Consider the following 14,555-nt stretch of genomic DNA (forward strand, 5'->3'; position numbering starts at 1 on the left):
GGTTGAAAAGCACTCTTCAGGAGTTCACAAGGGCAAAGTGGTTTCGAAGAAGGGCGCAGAGTTCCTCAATTCAGTCATAAAGTCATTTTCAAAATAGAGTTGAATACAGATTAGATAAGCCATGGGCGATTCAGAGCTTGAGCGGATAAGGCAGGAAAAATTAAGGCGCTATCGCGAGCAGGAATCCTCTGAGGATTCATCAGAGGATGAAGCAAGGCTTCAGCAGGAAATAGGAATGCTCGAGCAGGCAGTGAAGGCAAGGCTCACAAAAGAGGCGCTTGCAAGATACGCAAACATAAAGATTGCGCATCCCGAGCTCGCATTGAATCTCCTTTTGATTTTGGGGCGCGCTGTCCAGGGCAATCAGGTGGATTTTATCAGCGATTCGCAGCTGAGGGAAATCCTCCAGCAGATTCAGGCAGCGGGAAAAAAGGATTTCAGCATAATGTCAAAGCAAAAGTGAATATTCATTAAATTCATTAAAAAAACAAAGAACGGGTTAAAATGAGCAGAAATAAAACATCTACAAAAAAGAAAGTTCTTGTCAAGAAGACAACACAGACAAGGTGGGCACCATTCTGGGCAGTCCCAAAGAAATTCGGGAAAGGCAGAAAGGTGCATCCCGGGAGACTGACTGCAGTCAAGAGAAGTTGGAGAAAGACAAAGATAAAGGATTAAATTCAGATGATCAAAATGGCAGAAGAACGCACATACAACATACCACTAAGAAGAGACTGGCTTCATGTCCCAAGATACAAGAGGGCTAAAAAGGCAGTAAAGGCAACAAAAGAATTCCTAGTCCAGCACATGAAATCAGATTTAAAGAACATAAGGCTTGGGAAATACCTTAATGAGGAATTGTGGAAGCACGGAATCAAAAACCCGCCCCATCACATAAAGGTAGTTGTCTCCAAGGATTCCGAGGGAATAGTCAGGGCTGAGCTTTCAGGCGCTCCAAAAGAGGAGAAGAAAGCGGAAAAGAAGCCGGTTAAGAAAGAGGCAGAAAATAAGGAAGAGAAAAAAGAAGCTTCCCCTGAATCCAAGCCAATTGACGCTGAAATCAAGAAAGAGATAAAGCAATCTGAAAAGCCAAATGCGCAGAAGAAGGAATAAGTTTTTTTTAAATTATAATTAATAACGAAACATCTGTTTTTTTCTTTGTTTATGATATTATGAATTTTAATAATTATTATAATTACAATTATTATAATCAAAATTATGATAATGACGGAGACAATTTTGTTTTCTTATGCTGACGAATACGAACTAAAACGTTTTTTATTATTATAAGCATAATAATTACGAACGAAACGTCGATTTGTTTTACAGTGTTTACGGAAAAGATTACGACGTTTTTTTATAATTACGGAACGATGATATTTTAGAATAAGCTTACGAGCATTTTACTTCTGAAATTTCTTTCTCAAGCCTTGCTATTTCCTCTTTAATGTTTCTTATCGTTGCTGAGTTGTCCTGCATGTCCAGGAGTGTTCCGCATTCAGGGCACCGGAATTCAAACTCAGTTGCCTTGTCAAAGTCAAGCCTCACGCACTTGTTCGGGCAGAGGAAGAAATGATTCGCCTCTTCTCTTGAAAGCCTTTCCCGGAGCTTGTCAAGCTTCTTCACTTTTATGTCAGAGCAGAGGTATTTCAGCATGTCGTTGTTGAATGTCCAGTAATAGATGTACCAGCCCTTCTTCTTGTCCTTTTTTCTCTTGAAAGAAACAAGATTGTATTCAAGAAGCTTGTACAATGATTTCCTTATGTCCTTTATCTCCATCTTAAGGGCTTCAGCTACCTTGAACTCAGAGAAGTTTTTCTTGTTCTTCAAAATCATAGCCACAGGAACGCTGTGCTCCCCGGCAACCTCTGAGACCACTGTTTTTATCAGCTGATTGCTCATTTTCATTTTTTAAAATTAAGCCTCTTTTTCAGAATTAATTTTCTTAAGCTCTGCCTCAAGTTCGCTGCACTCCTTTTTCAGGCTTTCATAATACGCCTTTTTCCCCAAATTGAGCTGGTTATGCCCCATGTCCCATTCCATTGTAGCAAGCCTGCTCTTCATTTCTGAAATCTGCTCTTCCAGCTGCGATGCGCTTTTCGCAGCAGCACTCTTGTCCTTATTCTCCTCACTCATTCACTTTCACCCGTCCATTTCTTCAGACACCTTAAACTGCAGAAATTCCTTGTATCCGGCTTGTTTTTTATCTTCCAGTACGCCTTCAGCTCAAAATAGTCCCTTTTCTTGTCTATCTCTTTTTTGCAGTATGTGCAGATTACCTTTTCCGTGCTTTTCCAGGTCTTTGAATTTGAACCTTCCTCAGTCGTTATTTTCTTAAAATATTTCATGATTTCACCTCAATACCCAAGCGTACTTAAGCCTATAATGGAGGCGTGCTCGTTTGTCTCTAAAACCTAAAACCAACATTAATGGTGTAAAGAGTAAAGAATTTTTTTTACTCCGCTTCATTTTAAAGAAAACGGCTTTATAAATTTTTCCCCAAATGCCCGGCTTTTTTAATCAATTAAATGGTGATTTGCGCTTTTCAAAAGTTTTTTATACCTTGTGCATTTAGTATTCCTTGATGAGTCAGAAAAAGAGAAATGAATTGCAGGCAAATGCCCGGGAAAAAGACAGCACCAGAACTTCTTCCGAGATAATTGAATTTAGGGAATCCTTTGAATCCCTTAAATCAAATCCGGAATTCAGAAAATTCATTAAGGAAAACCCATCCCTTTACCTTGCAAGCGTATTTACGCTTATTGAGGACAAGCCAATGGAATGGGAGTTCTGCTTTTATGACAGGAAAAAAGACCGGCTTGAGCCGTTTATCATAAGCTCCTCAGGAGTAAATCGCGCAGAAGAGAGCGAGGCATTCAAGGAGCCCGGTAAAAAGCTCAAAAAGATAGATGAGAAAGCCCTAAAGCTTGGGCTTAAGGAAATTCTCTCAATAGCAGCAGGCTTTCAGGCGGAAAAGTATCCCGCTGAAAAACCGGTTAAGATAATTGTTGTTCTTCACCAGGAAGAGAATCTAATCTGGAACATAACATACCTTACCCAGACATTTAAGACGCTTACTGTCAAAATTCTTGCTGAGTCAGGGGAAATAGCCGGAAGCACAATCCAGCCGCTCTTTTCTCCAATTGAAGATGAAAAGAAGGCGGGGTAAGGCGCTTTTTTCTATTTTCTATTGCTTTTCAGTCCTTCATCTTTTGTAAATTACAGGAATTTTTAATCAATGCCAGCATATTAAATCAGGCAGCCGCCTGAGCCGCAGAATCAGCTGTCCTTTCAAATGGAAAATCAGAGATGAAATATTTTTGATTGATGGCATTGCGACGCAATTTCCACAGGAAAAATAACATATTTCTTACTATATGTTTAATCAAGCATATCTTTAAATACCTGAAGTCCCTGAATTTTTTTAAGATTTTTTTCTTTTGAAAATAAAAGAGGGGTGAGTCGATGGAAAAGAAGAGCGCTAAAAAGCCAAACCTTAATCACACAAACAAGTTCACGAACCACATAAGCTACAAAACAATGCAGAGCCATCATTGCCTCGGAGAATTTATTCCAGAAGAAAAAAAACTCCCTGTTGAATAAGTTTTTCTGAATTGTCTTTCTTAAATATTTTTTAAAGTTTTTCTCAAATATTTTTTAGATATTCTCCTCATTTTTTTCTCATCGTTTTTTATAAAATCATTGATGTTATGTAAAATATTAATAAAATATTGATAAGATATTAATAAGAGAAGCGTTTAACATCTCCCATGCAGGCTTACATAGCGGGAATAACCACTGATTCAGATGAGAGCTGGAAAGGGCATAAGAGCATCATAGTTTTCTTTTCCGGATGCAACTTCAAGTGCTCCCACTGCTACAATTCAGATATTCTGTCCTTCAATGAGGAATTTCTCACAGACACAAGGGCGGTGAAAAACAGGATTCTTTCAGAGAACATTCTCTTCAGGCCGTTTGACTCAGTATTATTCACGGGGGGAGAGCCAACCCTGCAGAGGCAGGCGCTTCTCTCAATAGCAAGATTCTCAAGGAAAGAGGGGCTTAAAATCAGGCTTGAGACAAACTGCTCAAAGCCTGAAGCCATAAAATCCCTTCTTATGGAGAATCTTCTTGATTCAGTGATGCTTGACATCAAGGCGCCCCTTGAGCCCATGATTTTTAAAATGGTGACAAAGTCTGAGACATTTTTCAAGAAGACAGAAGAAATAATGAAGGACATTTCTGAAACCATGAGGCTTCTTAAGGACAACGATGACAGCATTGAGATAGATGTCAAGACTAAAATAATTCCCGGAATTATGTATAAGCGCGAGCACATACTCCAGATTGCAGAGCTGATTAATGGGCTTAAATGCAGATGGGAAATTGGATTATGCGAGAATGCGGATTTTTCAGAAGTTGCAAAAAAGCCGTCTCTATTCTATTCAACGCGCTACCACTCAAACGAGTTCCTTTCTGAGACAAGGCACCTGAAAGAATCGATTAAGGAGAAATTCCCAGATATTAATGTTGAAGTGAAATTCTGAAAGTAAATTAAAAATCAATCAAAAGTCAATTCCCATCCTTGCCTTTATCCCCTTCTGGTAGGGATGCTTCTCAAGCACAAGATGGCTGACATAATCAGCGAGCTCAAGAACCTCCTTAGGGGGATTCCTGCCTCCGGTAAGTATAAGCTCAACATCATTCGGCTTTTCATTTATCAGGCGGATAATCTTTTCAGTTGGGATAAGCCCGAATTCAAGCGCGTAGATTGCCTCATCAACAATGATGACATCATAATTCCCTGACTTCATGGACTTTTCCGCCTCAGAGAGCCCGAAGAGCGCCATTTCCTTGTCCTTGTTCTTTACGCTTCCCTCAAAGATGTAGGCGCCGTTTCCGAACTGCTTTATCTCAAGCTCTGAAATCTCATCCTGCATCATGCACTCTCCTATTGAGTTGAATCCCTTAAGGAGCTGGACAACCTTCACGCGCATCCCGTGCCCGCATGCGCGCAGAGCAGTTCCCAGTGCAACAGATGTCTTTCCCCTGCCCTCGCCGTAATACACATGCACAAGCCCTTTCTCAAGCTTCACCTTGCCGTTCTTGTCAGAGGTTATGTTAAGGTCTGAAATGTTAATGTCAAACTTTCCCATTTTATCCTTCTCCTGGTTTTTCAATTTATGATGATGAGCACTTGCACCAGCCGCAGCTTGAGCATGTTGCGCATCCCTCTTCTTTCTTGAGAACAGCGCCGCATATCGGGCAGCTCTCGCCTTTTTCCTGCTCCTCATCGCCCTGCTCATGCTTTATCTGGAAATCCTTTTTCTGCTTCTTTCCGGCATTAAGCACCTGCGTCTCTATGCTTCCGTCCCTGTATACAGTGATTCCCTTGCATCCAAGATTGTGCGCAAGGATGTAGGCACTTTTTACGTCATCCATTGTTGCATTTCCGGGCATGTTTATGGTTTTTGAGATTGAGCTGTCCACCCATTTCTGGAATGCAGCCTGAGCCCTCACATGCATCTCAGGGCTTATTTCCGATGAGGTCACAAAGACATTCTTCAGAGTTTCGGGAATTTCCACAATGTTCTGGATTGAGCCGCTGTTGTCTGCAATCCTTTCCAGAAGGAGCGGATTGTAAAGCCCTATGTTCCTAATCTCCTTTTCAAAAACGCGGTTCACATAGTAGAAATTTCCAACTACCACGCGCTTTTCAAACACAATGCTGAACAGCGGCTCTATCCCGCTGCTTGTGTTTGCAATCATGGATATGCTTCCTGTCGGGGCAATAACCGTTGTGAAGGCATTTCTCAGCCCGTATTTCCTTATGCCTTCACTTACCCTTTTCCAGTCCTGCCTCCAGTTTTTTCTTTCATAGAACCCTTCAATCCCCATTTCGCCTTCTGCATATGAACTCTCGCTGAAAAGCGGGAAAGCCCCTCTTTCTTTTGAAAGCTCAATGCTTGCAAGCTTTGAGTGGAAATTTATGAATTCCATGAGCTCTTCCATGAATGAAAGCCCCTCCTCTGAGTCATACCTTATCCCAAGCTCATACAATAGGTCTCCAACACCCATGACTCCAAGCCCTATTTTCCTGCTCTTTCTTGTCATCTCCCTTATCTTGTCAAACGGGAAATTGTTTATGTCATTGATGTTGTCCAGGAATCTTGTCCCGATTCTGACTGTCTCAGCCATCTCATCCCAGTCAACCTTTTTCTTCCCCTCTGCATCAGTTATCACAAACTCATAGACATTGATGCTTCCGAGGTTGCAGGACTCATCAGGATAGAGCAGAACCTCACCGCAGGGGTTTGTTGTTACAATAGGGCCAAGCGCCTTTAATGTTGGATTTCTCTTGTTTATGTTGTCCATGAAAAGAAGCCCGGGCTCTGCAAAGTTCCTTGCCTCATATGCAATGTTGTCAAAAAGGTTTACAGGATTCACTTCTGCAAGGACGCTTCTGTCCCTCGGATTTCTCAGGGGGAATGGCTTCTTTTCAGAATAGCACTCCCAGAATTCAGATGTAAGCAGAACTGAAATGTTGAAATTTTTCAGGATTGCATTCCCTTCCTTTGCCTTTATGAAAAGCTCAATATCAGGATGGTCAACATTGAGGATTCCCATGTTGGCTCCCCTTCTTATTCCGCCCTGGCTTATTACTTCAGTCATCTTGTCGTAAAGAGTCATAAAACTTATAGGACCTGATGCAACGCCGCTTGTGGATTTCACAAGGTCTCCCGTAGGCCTCAGTTTTGAGAAGTTGTAGCCGCAGCCCCCTCCTGCCTTGAAGATTATTGCAGCATCCTTCAGTGTGCTCATTATGCTTTCCATGCTGTCCCCGATGTCAAGCACGAAGCACGCGCTTCCCATGCCGTGCACATTCCCAAAATTTGCAAGGGCAGGAGTGTTCGGCATGAATTTCTTCTTTGTCATGAGAGTGAAGTATTTGCTTATTTCATTCTCATAGCCGGAAAGCTCCCCTGACTTGAGCATTGAGATAATCTCTGAAAAGGATTTTCTCATTTTCCCTTCTGAATTCAAAAGGGCATATGTTCTTTTAAGGGTCTCAATGTGATTCTCATTAAGAGGATACCTGCCTATTGAAATCTTTTCTTCATAATACCTTTTCAGGCTTGCCTCATTGATGCTATCATCTTTCTCAAGCGCCCTTATCCCCTGCTTTTTCTCCCTGTCATAAAGCACCTTGTCGTGAATAAGGTCGCCTATCCCATCATTTATCGCGCACCTGCTGAAAAGTTCCCTTGGGCTCTCTATAATTTCTCCCCTGCTGTTTTTCCTAAGATACCTTGATGCAAGAACCCTCAGCCCGTTTGTGTCAAATTCCTTGTCAATATCATCAAGAACCTGCTTGTTGAGGATTCCCTTTTTCTCATCCCTGATTTTCTCTCTTTCCTTTCTGTAGAGAATGTATTCCTTTGCAACGCTTGCCTCTCCAAGCTTGATTAATGTTATTTCAACAATGTCCTGAATCTGCTCAACAGTTGGGAATTCATCATCAGTAAAAGTCTTTTCCAGAACTTCAATAACCTTTTCAGAAGCAGCCTGGGAGAATTTCTTGTCAACCTTCCCAACGCTCACAAGCGCCTTGAAGATTGCATTCTCAATCTTTTTTTTGTCAAACTTGACAACGCTTCCGTCTCTTTTGATTACCTCTCTAATACTTCCCTTGTTCATCAATCACACACCCCTTTTTCAAAAACTACTGCTTCTTTTCCTTAATCAGTTTTTTCAGTTCATCTGCAAAGTCAGTTATGTCCTCAAACTCCCTGTAGACTGAAGCGAACCTGATGAAGGCAATCTTGTCCACCTTCTTCAGCCGGCTCATTATCATGTCCCCGACCTGCTTGCTCTTTATCTCGGAAAGCCCGTTCTCAAGGATTTTACCCTCAATGTCATCTGCAATATGATTTATCTCCTCAATTGAAACCGGGCGCTTCTCGCAGGCTTTTATGATTCCATTTTTAAGTTTTTCCTTGGAAAAAATCTCCCTCCTGCTGTCCTTTTTGATTACCATAATGGGGGAATGCTCAATATTCTCATAAGTGGTGAAGCGCTTAGTGCACTTGGCGCATTCCCTTCTCCTTCTTGTGCCTGAGTCGCTTTCCCTTGTTTCAAGCACAACTGTATTTTCAGAGCCGCAGAAAGGGCATTTCATTTTAAACTCTCCAGTAACATCAAAAACACTATCTATAGGGCTTATCTCGGGCCCAAACACTACACATAGTAGTTGCTTAAATATATTGTTATTAAGAAAATGTTATGATAAAAACGATATTATGAAAAATAATATAAAAAATGTTATAAAAAACTCATAAGATTATCTCATAAAGATATTATTGGCTGTCTGGCTTCTTCTTTTTCAGGAAGTCCTCCCAAATCATTATTGCTTCCCTGCTGACTTCCTCTGTTCCCTTTGGCGGGTTTGTGTCCAGGTATGCAACAGTTGACTTGGAGTTCTCAAAAAGCTGCCTCAGCCATACACTTCCGTACCTTTCCTCAATCTTTCTCTGGAAAAGAAGGTTCTCAAATATTGTCCTTGCCTTGTTTCTCTCCTCAATCCTTCTCATTACAACATCAGCGCTCACCTTTGTGAGAATAAGAAGTTCAGGCGCGTATTCCATTGCAAGCCGGTTTCCAGGAAGCTTCATAAGTTCATCAAGGGGAATTCTTCCCTGAACAGGCTGGTACACAAATGATGTTGCAATTCCCCGGTCCTGGAAAACAAACTTCCCCATTTTAAGCGCAGGTATTATTATTTTTTTGTATAAGATTTCCCGGTCCAGCGAAAATGCCTGTGCAATTGAAAGAGCAGAATAACTCCTATTTGAGGGGAGTATCAATTCCTCTTTTATTGCCCTTCCCACATAGAACGGGCTTGGCTCTGCAGAAACAACAACTTCATGCTCCTCAATCTCCTTTTCAGTTGGGAAGCACTTTTTCTCCTCATAATAGCGCTCCAGGTTGAGAATCTTCATGCTGTATGACTTTGCCCAGGACTCAAGAGAGCCGAGAATAACGCTCTTTCCAGAGGCGTCCATGCCGTCCACAATAACAAGCCTTCCCTTCATTCCAACCCCAAATCAATTAATATACTGAAGTATATAAATTTTTTTGAAGCATTGCTGCAAAAGCGGCAAGCCGGATATGGCAGGGCAATGAATATTTTCCATGCCACGAAAATTTATAAACCATCTTAGGCCATAAGAGATTGTTTCACATTTTGGGGGTGCATATTTTGGAAAAGAAAAAAGAAAGTATTGTTTATGATTACAGAAAGCCAGTATTCCTTGCGAATCTTTATCCCCAGAGCAATTATGATATGGAAATTGACGAGGGCTGGTCATCAGGGATGAGAAGGTATGCAACAATTGATGTAAGCGCCCTTTCAAAAAATCAGATTGAATCAGTCCTTGAAAGGATAATTAAAGAGGCAGAGGATTTTTCAGTATGCAAGAGTGTTCAGGTTTCAGGATTCAACAAGTCACGAAAGAGGTATCTTGCAGTAAGCGGGGAAAGCCATCTCAGATATCAGGTAGATATTAGGGATTTGATGCTTGAGCAGCTATATATAATAACAGAAAACCTGCCTGTGAAATATCTTGATTCTTATGTTGAGCCGCCAAGGCAGGATAAAAATAAGAAATAAAGTTTTAGTTCTTTTTTTTAATTATGCGCGGGCTGGCTTTGCGCAGTAGTATTTTGACCTCTTAAGAAGATACTGCCTTATCGTTGGCTTAAACATTCTCATGAAGAATCTTGAGGCAGCCACTTTCTTTTTTACCTCGTTAAAATAGTCGGCAAGGGTGTGCCTCTGGTATTTCAGGAATTTCTCGCTTTCCGCTGTTTCCATGTATCCGCAGTGGAATGAGTCCTTTCCAAAAGCATCTTTAGGCAGGAATCCTTTTCCAAGCCCGAAAAGCTCAGTCATTCTGTCCAGGTATTCCCTGTAGCTTGTCCTGCACTTTTCCCCTCCTGCAATGTTTAAGGTTTTTCCCAGGATTTCATTGTTCTCAACTGCGTTCGAGAGTGCAAGCCCCACATCTTTTGTGTCGCATATTTCAATGGATGTTTCAAGAGGCATGTCAAACATAAGAGGGTCCATCTTAAGCTTGTTCATTGAGACAATGTAAGTGAGCCGAAAGATTGTGTATTCAAGCCCTGATTCCCTTATCATCTTCTCGCATTCAAGTTTCTGCCTGGCATATTCATCATGTGAGTTTGGATTAGGAGAGTCCTCTGAATAAATCATCGGGTTTTTCAGCCTGTCACCGTATACTGCAATTGAGGAAGTGTAAATCAGCTTTCCCGGCTTCTTTTCATTTTTCATCGCAGAAATGATGTTGGCAGTTCCGTAAAAATTCACTGACTCGGCAAGTTTCGGCTTCTGGTCTGCAAGAGGCGGTATTATTGCAGCGGTGTGGATTACAACATCGCTTCCGTAAACTGCCTTTTTCACATCTTCAATATTCCTTATGTCGCCCCAGAAAATCTCAGCCTTTTTTTTGTATCCTTGGGAAATCCTTTGGTTTCTTGAATTCTTCACTTCAAAGACCTTCACCTGATAATCCTTCTTTATCAATTCATCAAGAGTGCTAAGCCCCACATTCCCAAATGCGCCCGTGAGAAGAACTTTCATGATGCCACCTCATTAAGATTATTTTTCGGGTAATTGTTCTGCCTTAATATAACTTATGCAATTATTCTTATCACCAATGATTTCATACTGAGAAAATAGGGAAATATCAGTGATAAGTTTAAACGCGAATAAAATTAAATAAAAAGAATTTTATGCTTTTATGCCAATTCTTTGTCGGCAAATCTTGACTCATAAGTTTTCATAAGCTCATCAATTGCAGGCTCTTCCTTTTTGTCATAAACTCTTACCTTGAATCCATCGCAGGGAATGTCCTTCGGGAAGAAACCAGTTGCAAACCTGGGTTCGCTTGATATCTCTCCAACCAATACCTCAATTGTTCCATATGGAATTATTCCAAGAATTTTCCTTTCAATGGTTTTTGCTATGATGTGCGAAAAAGTGCCCGGGCTTATATGTTCGCCGGAAGAAGAATTATATGATTTTTCGCTGCTGTCTTTGATTAGGTCATAAAGCCCCTTTCCAGCAAGATACCTATGTATGAACTGAAAATAATCGTAGCAGAGGCTGCTTCTTTCAATATTCTCTTCCCTTGTTCTTTCTTTCTCTTCTTCCATCTCAATCACTTTAAGCCAGCGCACCAAATCCCACTTATAAGCTTTTCGGTTTTTTCCGATTTTGTCGTTTCTAATCAGTGACTAATTTAAGAAATTTTTAATGAGTTTAATTCAGCGAAAACTTTATAATGGCGCTCCCAAAAGTTTAGTCTATGGCAGGATTCAGGATAATTCGCATTAAGGCAAGGGAGATTCTTGACTCAAGGGGATTTCCAACAGTTGAAGCTGACGTAATCACTTCAAAAGCCCTTGGAAGGGCGATTGCCCCAAGCGGCGCATCCACAGGGATTTACGAGGCTCTTGAGCTTAGGGACAAGGAGGGAAGGTTTTTTGGAAAAGGTGTTGAAAAGGCAGTTGCAAACATAAATGGAAAAATCGCGCCTGAAATAATCGGATTGAACTGCAAGAGCCAGAAAATAATAGACAAGAAGATGCTCAGGCTTGACGGGACAAAAAACAAGTCGAATCTCGGGGCAAATGCAATCCTTCCTGTGAGCATGGCATCAGCGAGGGCTGCTTCCATTGCATCTGGAATCCCGCTTTACAGATACCTGAATTCATTTGCAGGAAAATTCTTCGGCGAACTGCCACATATGATTCTTCCCATCCCCTTTTCAAATGTGATTAACGGCGGAAAGCACGCAGGCACAGGGCTTAAGATTCAGGAATTCATGATTGCACCTACAGGCGCAAAAAGCTTCCGCGAAGCAGTCCAGATGGTTTCAGAGACATATCATTCCCTGAAAAAGATTCTTGAGGAAAAGTTCGGGAAATCTGCAGTAAATGTCGGGGATGAGGGTGGCTTTGCACCTCCGATTGAGAAGCCCGAGGATGCGCTTTCAATCCTTGAAAAGGCAGTATCTGATTCAGGATACTCAGGAAAGATTAAGCTTGCGATTGACTCAGCTGCCTCAGAGTTCTTTTCAGAGGGAAAATACCATCTTGATAAGCCATATTCAGCAGAAGCGCTCACTGATTACTATCTCTCGCTTGCAGAATCATTTCCCATTGTATCATTTGAGGACCCATTTGAGCAGAATGACTTTTTTGCCTACAGGAAATTTACAGCGAAGATAAAGGCGAAATACGGCGATAAAATTCAGGTTGTGGGCGATGATTTGCTTGCCACAAACCCCAAGAGGATAAGGATGGGAATAAGGAGGAAGGCATGCAGCGCGCTTCTCCTGAAGCTTAACCAGATAGGAACTGTCAGCGAGGCAATAAGTGCTGCAAGGCTTGCAATGAAAAGCGGATGGAATGTCATGGTAAGCCACAGAAGCGGGGAGACAGAGGACACATTCATAGCAGACCTGGCAGTTGCGCTCGGATGCGGGGAGATAAAGCTCGGGGCTCCTGCAAGGGGTGAGAGAACAGCAAAGTTCAATGAGCTCATCAGGATTGAAGAGGAGCTTTCAAATTCAGGAAAGGCAGATTATGCGTCTAATAACCACGCTTAAGTAAAGGGAAAGAATTAAAAGCAGGATATATTTAATCGAATTGTGGGGTAAAATGAGATATCAATGCAAAAGCATAATCATTGGCAGAAAGGATAAGAAAGTTGAGAAGATTGAGGACAAGTACCTTGAGACAGCGCCGATATTTGTAAACCTTTGCGAAAAAAATGATCCTCACCTTACTGCTGAGATTCCTTTCAAGTTCCTTGATTTTGATGTCCACAAGGTTGTAATAAGAGGGCTTGATGTCTATTACCTTATTCCGGGAACAGACATCATAATAAACAACCTGAGCTACATTGACATTGAGTCAGATGGCCCTCATTTGTACATAAGCGGAAAGCAGGCAAAGACAAATCCCCATAAGAAGGAGCCGCTTCCAGCATACCTCCTGAAGCTTCTGCGGGGAAGAAAGGGAAAATTGCCTGAGAATCAAATTCCAAAATAATTTCTTAACAGATTTTTATTGATACTATTTTTATTTGATATATCTTAATATATATTAGTATACCATTTATATTCTAAAAAATGCGAAAACCTTTTAAATAAGTCAATATTATATGATTATATATGATATTATATGATTCTATCACGCTGGTGCAAGAATGAAAGATGAAACAATTGAGGAAAGCATCTCAAGATATCCTGACATGATAAAGGATGCTTCGCATCTCGGGCTTGAAATGAGGGCAGAGCCTGAAACAAGCAAGATTTTTGTTTCGGGAATGGGCGGCTCAGGGATTTCAGCTGACATCCTCAAGGCGTATTCAAGGGAAATCAGGGCAGGCATTCCTGTTTTTACTGTAAAAGATTATCATCTTCCTAATTTTGCAGATGAGAAAAGCCTTGTTTTCATAATTTCATACTCGGGAGAAACTGAAGAAACCCTTTCATGCTATTCTGATGCAATGAAAAAGGGCGCAAAAATAATTGCAATCACATCAGGAGGCAAACTTGAAAAGATCTGCGAGTCAGATAATTCAGGCAGAACCGATGCAATTCTGATTCCTCAGGGCATGAAGCCGAGGGCTGCAATGCCTTATCTTTTCTTTCCAATGCTTAATGTGCTTGCCAATTCAGGGATTTTAGGAGAGGAGATTCCTTATTCTGAGATAATTGCTGCAGTGAGAAATTCCGCAATCAGCGAGAAATCAGAAGAAATTGCAGAAGCGCTTTACGGAAGAATTCCCCTGATATACACCTCCCAGAGGTTTAAGCCCATAGGCGCAAGATGGAAAAGCCAGTTCAATGAGAATGCGGATATCCACGCATTCTGCAATGTCCTCCCTGAAATGGACCACAATGAGATAATGGCATTCTCAAACAGGGATGAACGGTTCTGCCCTGTTTTCATAGGTGATGAAAATGATTTCTCAAGAGTCAATGATGCAATCAGGATAACAAAAGAGATGATTGCCGAAAAATCCGCTTCAGCAGAGCTTATGCTTCCCTCAGGAAAATACCTGGTAAACGCATTTTCAGCAATGTATACAGGAGACCTTGCATCAGTAATCATTGCCAAAAAATACGGGATTGACCCGTCAGAAAACCTGATGATTTCAGAATACAAGAGGAGAATGCAGGAAAGGAAGTAAGGGAATTTTCAGATAAAGCAAAGATTTTTTAATTGAACTTTTTTCTAATGATTAAATGAGCATCAATCATCTGCATATTGCAATAATTATGGACGGGAACAGGAGATACGCCAAAAAGAGGGGGCTTTCTGTTGATGAAGGGCACAGGCGGGGCGCAGACAAGATTGAGGAGATTTTGGACTGGTGCATTGAGCTTAAGATAAAAGAGCTGACTTTATACACATTCTCAACAGAAAATTTCAGGAGAAAGAAAGAGGAAGTCAATTTCTTG

At 41.3% G+C, this 14,555-nt stretch carries 20 protein-coding genes; 11 read left to right on the forward strand and 9 right to left on the reverse strand.

The window, feature by feature from the left end; all coding sequences use genetic code 11:
- Positions 1-121: 121 nt before the first annotated feature.
- The 3 genes from NTV63_00680 to NTV63_00690 are packed head-to-tail and all read left to right on the forward strand — an operon-like array spanning position 122 to position 1,113.
- On the forward strand, positions 122-463 hold the full coding sequence (locus NTV63_00680) for a hypothetical protein (GenBank protein MCX6709458.1): 342 nt from the start codon (positions 122-124) through the stop codon (positions 461-463).
- A 41-nt stretch (positions 464-504) separates the two neighbouring features.
- Positions 505-678 (forward strand): hypothetical protein, encoded by a 174-nt coding sequence (locus NTV63_00685; protein MCX6709459.1) that lies wholly within the window; start codon positions 505-507, stop codon positions 676-678.
- Positions 679-693: 15 nt separating this feature from the next.
- Entirely contained in the window at positions 694-1,113 is a 420-nt protein-coding gene (locus tag NTV63_00690; GenBank protein MCX6709460.1) for a 50S ribosomal protein L31e, read from the forward strand.
- Between the two features lie 279 nt (positions 1,114-1,392).
- Here the strand turns inward: NTV63_00690 and NTV63_00695 are convergent, their stop codons facing one another.
- Genes NTV63_00695 through NTV63_00705 form a run of 3 tightly spaced genes read right to left on the reverse strand, consistent with a single transcriptional unit; the run spans position 1,393 to position 2,348 of the window.
- Positions 1,393-1,908: a hypothetical protein gene (locus NTV63_00695; protein ID MCX6709461.1), complete on the reverse strand. Its 516-nt coding sequence runs from the start codon at positions 1,906-1,908 to the stop codon at positions 1,393-1,395.
- A gap of 9 nt (positions 1,909-1,917) precedes the next feature.
- Positions 1,918-2,136, reverse strand: a complete 219-nt coding sequence (locus NTV63_00700; protein MCX6709462.1) for a hypothetical protein — start codon at positions 2,134-2,136, stop codon at positions 1,918-1,920.
- A complete protein-coding gene (locus NTV63_00705; protein ID MCX6709463.1) occupies positions 2,133-2,348 on the reverse strand; it encodes a hypothetical protein in 216 nt (71 codons plus the stop codon). The genes NTV63_00700 and NTV63_00705 overlap by 4 nt, the downstream gene beginning before the upstream one ends.
- Positions 2,349-2,584: 236 nt before the next feature.
- Here NTV63_00705 and NTV63_00710 point away from each other — a divergent pair, with 236 nt between their 5' ends.
- The 3 genes from NTV63_00710 to NTV63_00720 all read left to right on the forward strand — a co-directional run bounded on the left by NTV63_00710 (position 2,585) and on the right by NTV63_00720 (position 4,547).
- A complete protein-coding gene (locus NTV63_00710; GenBank protein ID MCX6709464.1) occupies positions 2,585-3,169 on the forward strand; it encodes a hypothetical protein in 585 nt (194 codons plus the stop codon).
- A gap of 296 nt (positions 3,170-3,465) precedes the next feature.
- Positions 3,466-3,603 (forward strand): hypothetical protein, encoded by a 138-nt coding sequence (locus NTV63_00715; protein ID MCX6709465.1) that lies wholly within the window; start codon positions 3,466-3,468, stop codon positions 3,601-3,603.
- Positions 3,604-3,770: 167 nt separating this feature from the next.
- On the forward strand, positions 3,771-4,547 hold the full coding sequence (locus tag NTV63_00720) for a 4Fe-4S cluster-binding domain-containing protein (protein ID MCX6709466.1): 777 nt from the start codon (positions 3,771-3,773) through the stop codon (positions 4,545-4,547).
- Positions 4,548-4,565: 18 nt separating this feature from the next.
- On the opposite strand, the gene NTV63_00725 is transcribed toward NTV63_00720, so the two are convergent.
- From NTV63_00725 to NTV63_00740, 4 genes are all read right to left on the reverse strand, one after another.
- The gene (locus NTV63_00725; protein ID MCX6709467.1) at positions 4,566-5,156 is read right to left on the reverse strand and encodes a cob(I)yrinic acid a,c-diamide adenosyltransferase; all 591 of its coding nucleotides are present in this window, start codon (positions 5,154-5,156) and stop codon (positions 4,566-4,568) included.
- A gap of 25 nt (positions 5,157-5,181) precedes the next feature.
- On the reverse strand, positions 5,182-7,698 hold the full coding sequence (locus tag NTV63_00730; protein MCX6709468.1) for an adenosylcobalamin-dependent ribonucleoside-diphosphate reductase: 2,517 nt from the start codon (positions 7,696-7,698) through the stop codon (positions 5,182-5,184).
- Between the two features lie 25 nt (positions 7,699-7,723).
- Positions 7,724-8,179 carry a transcriptional regulator NrdR gene (gene nrdR / locus NTV63_00735; GenBank protein MCX6709469.1) on the reverse strand — a complete coding sequence of 152 codons (456 nt, stop codon included), beginning with the start codon at positions 8,177-8,179 and terminating at the stop codon, positions 7,724-7,726.
- 178 nt (positions 8,180-8,357) lie between these two features.
- Positions 8,358-9,092 (reverse strand): hypothetical protein, encoded by a 735-nt coding sequence (locus tag NTV63_00740; protein MCX6709470.1) that lies wholly within the window; start codon positions 9,090-9,092, stop codon positions 8,358-8,360.
- Between the two features lie 167 nt (positions 9,093-9,259).
- On the opposite strand from NTV63_00740, the gene NTV63_00745 reads away from it, so the two are divergent.
- The gene (locus NTV63_00745) at positions 9,260-9,670 is read left to right on the forward strand and encodes a hypothetical protein (protein MCX6709471.1); all 411 of its coding nucleotides are present in this window, start codon (positions 9,260-9,262) and stop codon (positions 9,668-9,670) included.
- A gap of 21 nt (positions 9,671-9,691) precedes the next feature.
- On the opposite strand, the gene NTV63_00750 is transcribed toward NTV63_00745, so the two are convergent.
- Both NTV63_00750 and NTV63_00755 read right to left on the reverse strand, forming a co-directional pair.
- Positions 9,692-10,660, reverse strand: coding sequence for an NAD(P)-dependent oxidoreductase (locus NTV63_00750; GenBank protein ID MCX6709472.1), 969 nt, complete (start codon positions 10,658-10,660; stop codon positions 9,692-9,694).
- A gap of 158 nt (positions 10,661-10,818) precedes the next feature.
- Positions 10,819-11,244, reverse strand: coding sequence for a hypothetical protein (locus NTV63_00755; GenBank protein ID MCX6709473.1), 426 nt, complete (start codon positions 11,242-11,244; stop codon positions 10,819-10,821).
- A gap of 143 nt (positions 11,245-11,387) precedes the next feature.
- Between NTV63_00755 and eno the strand changes: the two genes are divergently transcribed.
- The 4 genes from eno to NTV63_00775 all read left to right on the forward strand — a co-directional run.
- Positions 11,388-12,692: a phosphopyruvate hydratase gene (gene eno, locus NTV63_00760; GenBank protein ID MCX6709474.1), complete on the forward strand. Its 1,305-nt coding sequence runs from the start codon at positions 11,388-11,390 to the stop codon at positions 12,690-12,692.
- A 52-nt stretch (positions 12,693-12,744) separates the two neighbouring features.
- Complete coding sequence (locus tag NTV63_00765) at positions 12,745-13,137, forward strand: hypothetical protein (GenBank protein MCX6709475.1); 393 nt, start codon at positions 12,745-12,747, stop codon at positions 13,135-13,137.
- A gap of 157 nt (positions 13,138-13,294) precedes the next feature.
- Entirely contained in the window at positions 13,295-14,284 is a 990-nt protein-coding gene (locus NTV63_00770) for a bifunctional phosphoglucose/phosphomannose isomerase (GenBank protein ID MCX6709476.1), read from the forward strand.
- 55 nt (positions 14,285-14,339) lie between these two features.
- Positions 14,340-14,555, forward strand: a 216-nt coding sequence (locus NTV63_00775; GenBank protein MCX6709477.1) for an undecaprenyl diphosphate synthase family protein, incomplete at its 3' end; no start/stop codon positions are given.

Source organism: Candidatus Woesearchaeota archaeon, assembly GCA_026394965.1.
Taxonomy (GTDB): Archaea; Nanobdellota; Nanobdellia; order Woesearchaeales; family 0-14-0-80-44-23; genus JAPLZQ01.

Bases quoted from the DNA above. Each gene is read 5' to 3' on its own strand.
- NTV63_00680 (MCX6709458.1), top strand. From the start codon at position 122: ATGGGCGATTCAGAGCTTGAGCGGATAAGGCAGGAAAAATTAAGGCGC.
- NTV63_00685 (MCX6709459.1), top strand. From the start codon at position 505: ATGAGCAGAAATAAAACATCTACAAAAAAGAAAGTTCTTGTCAAGAAG.
- NTV63_00690 (MCX6709460.1), top strand. From the start codon at position 694: ATGGCAGAAGAACGCACATACAACATACCACTAAGAAGAGACTGGCTT.
- NTV63_00695 (MCX6709461.1), bottom strand. From the start codon at position 1,908: ATGAAAATGAGCAATCAGCTGATAAAAACAGTGGTCTCAGAGGTTGCC.
- NTV63_00700 (MCX6709462.1), bottom strand. From the start codon at position 2,136: ATGAGTGAGGAGAATAAGGACAAGAGTGCTGCTGCGAAAAGCGCATCG.
- NTV63_00705 (MCX6709463.1), bottom strand. From the start codon at position 2,348: ATGAAATATTTTAAGAAAATAACGACTGAGGAAGGTTCAAATTCAAAG.
- NTV63_00710 (MCX6709464.1), top strand. From the start codon at position 2,585: ATGAGTCAGAAAAAGAGAAATGAATTGCAGGCAAATGCCCGGGAAAAA.
- NTV63_00715 (MCX6709465.1), top strand. From the start codon at position 3,466: ATGGAAAAGAAGAGCGCTAAAAAGCCAAACCTTAATCACACAAACAAG.
- NTV63_00720 (MCX6709466.1), top strand. From the start codon at position 3,771: ATGCAGGCTTACATAGCGGGAATAACCACTGATTCAGATGAGAGCTGG.
- NTV63_00725 (MCX6709467.1), bottom strand. From the start codon at position 5,156: ATGGGAAAGTTTGACATTAACATTTCAGACCTTAACATAACCTCTGAC.
- NTV63_00730 (MCX6709468.1), bottom strand. From the start codon at position 7,698: ATGAACAAGGGAAGTATTAGAGAGGTAATCAAAAGAGACGGAAGCGTT.
- nrdR (MCX6709469.1), bottom strand. From the start codon at position 8,179: ATGAAATGCCCTTTCTGCGGCTCTGAAAATACAGTTGTGCTTGAAACA.
- NTV63_00740 (MCX6709470.1), bottom strand. From the start codon at position 9,092: ATGAAGGGAAGGCTTGTTATTGTGGACGGCATGGACGCCTCTGGAAAG.
- NTV63_00750 (MCX6709472.1), bottom strand. From the start codon at position 10,660: ATGAAAGTTCTTCTCACGGGCGCATTTGGGAATGTGGGGCTTAGCACT.
- eno (MCX6709474.1), top strand. From the start codon at position 11,388: ATGGCAGGATTCAGGATAATTCGCATTAAGGCAAGGGAGATTCTTGAC.
- NTV63_00765 (MCX6709475.1), top strand. From the start codon at position 12,745: ATGAGATATCAATGCAAAAGCATAATCATTGGCAGAAAGGATAAGAAA.
- NTV63_00770 (MCX6709476.1), top strand. From the start codon at position 13,295: ATGAAAGATGAAACAATTGAGGAAAGCATCTCAAGATATCCTGACATG.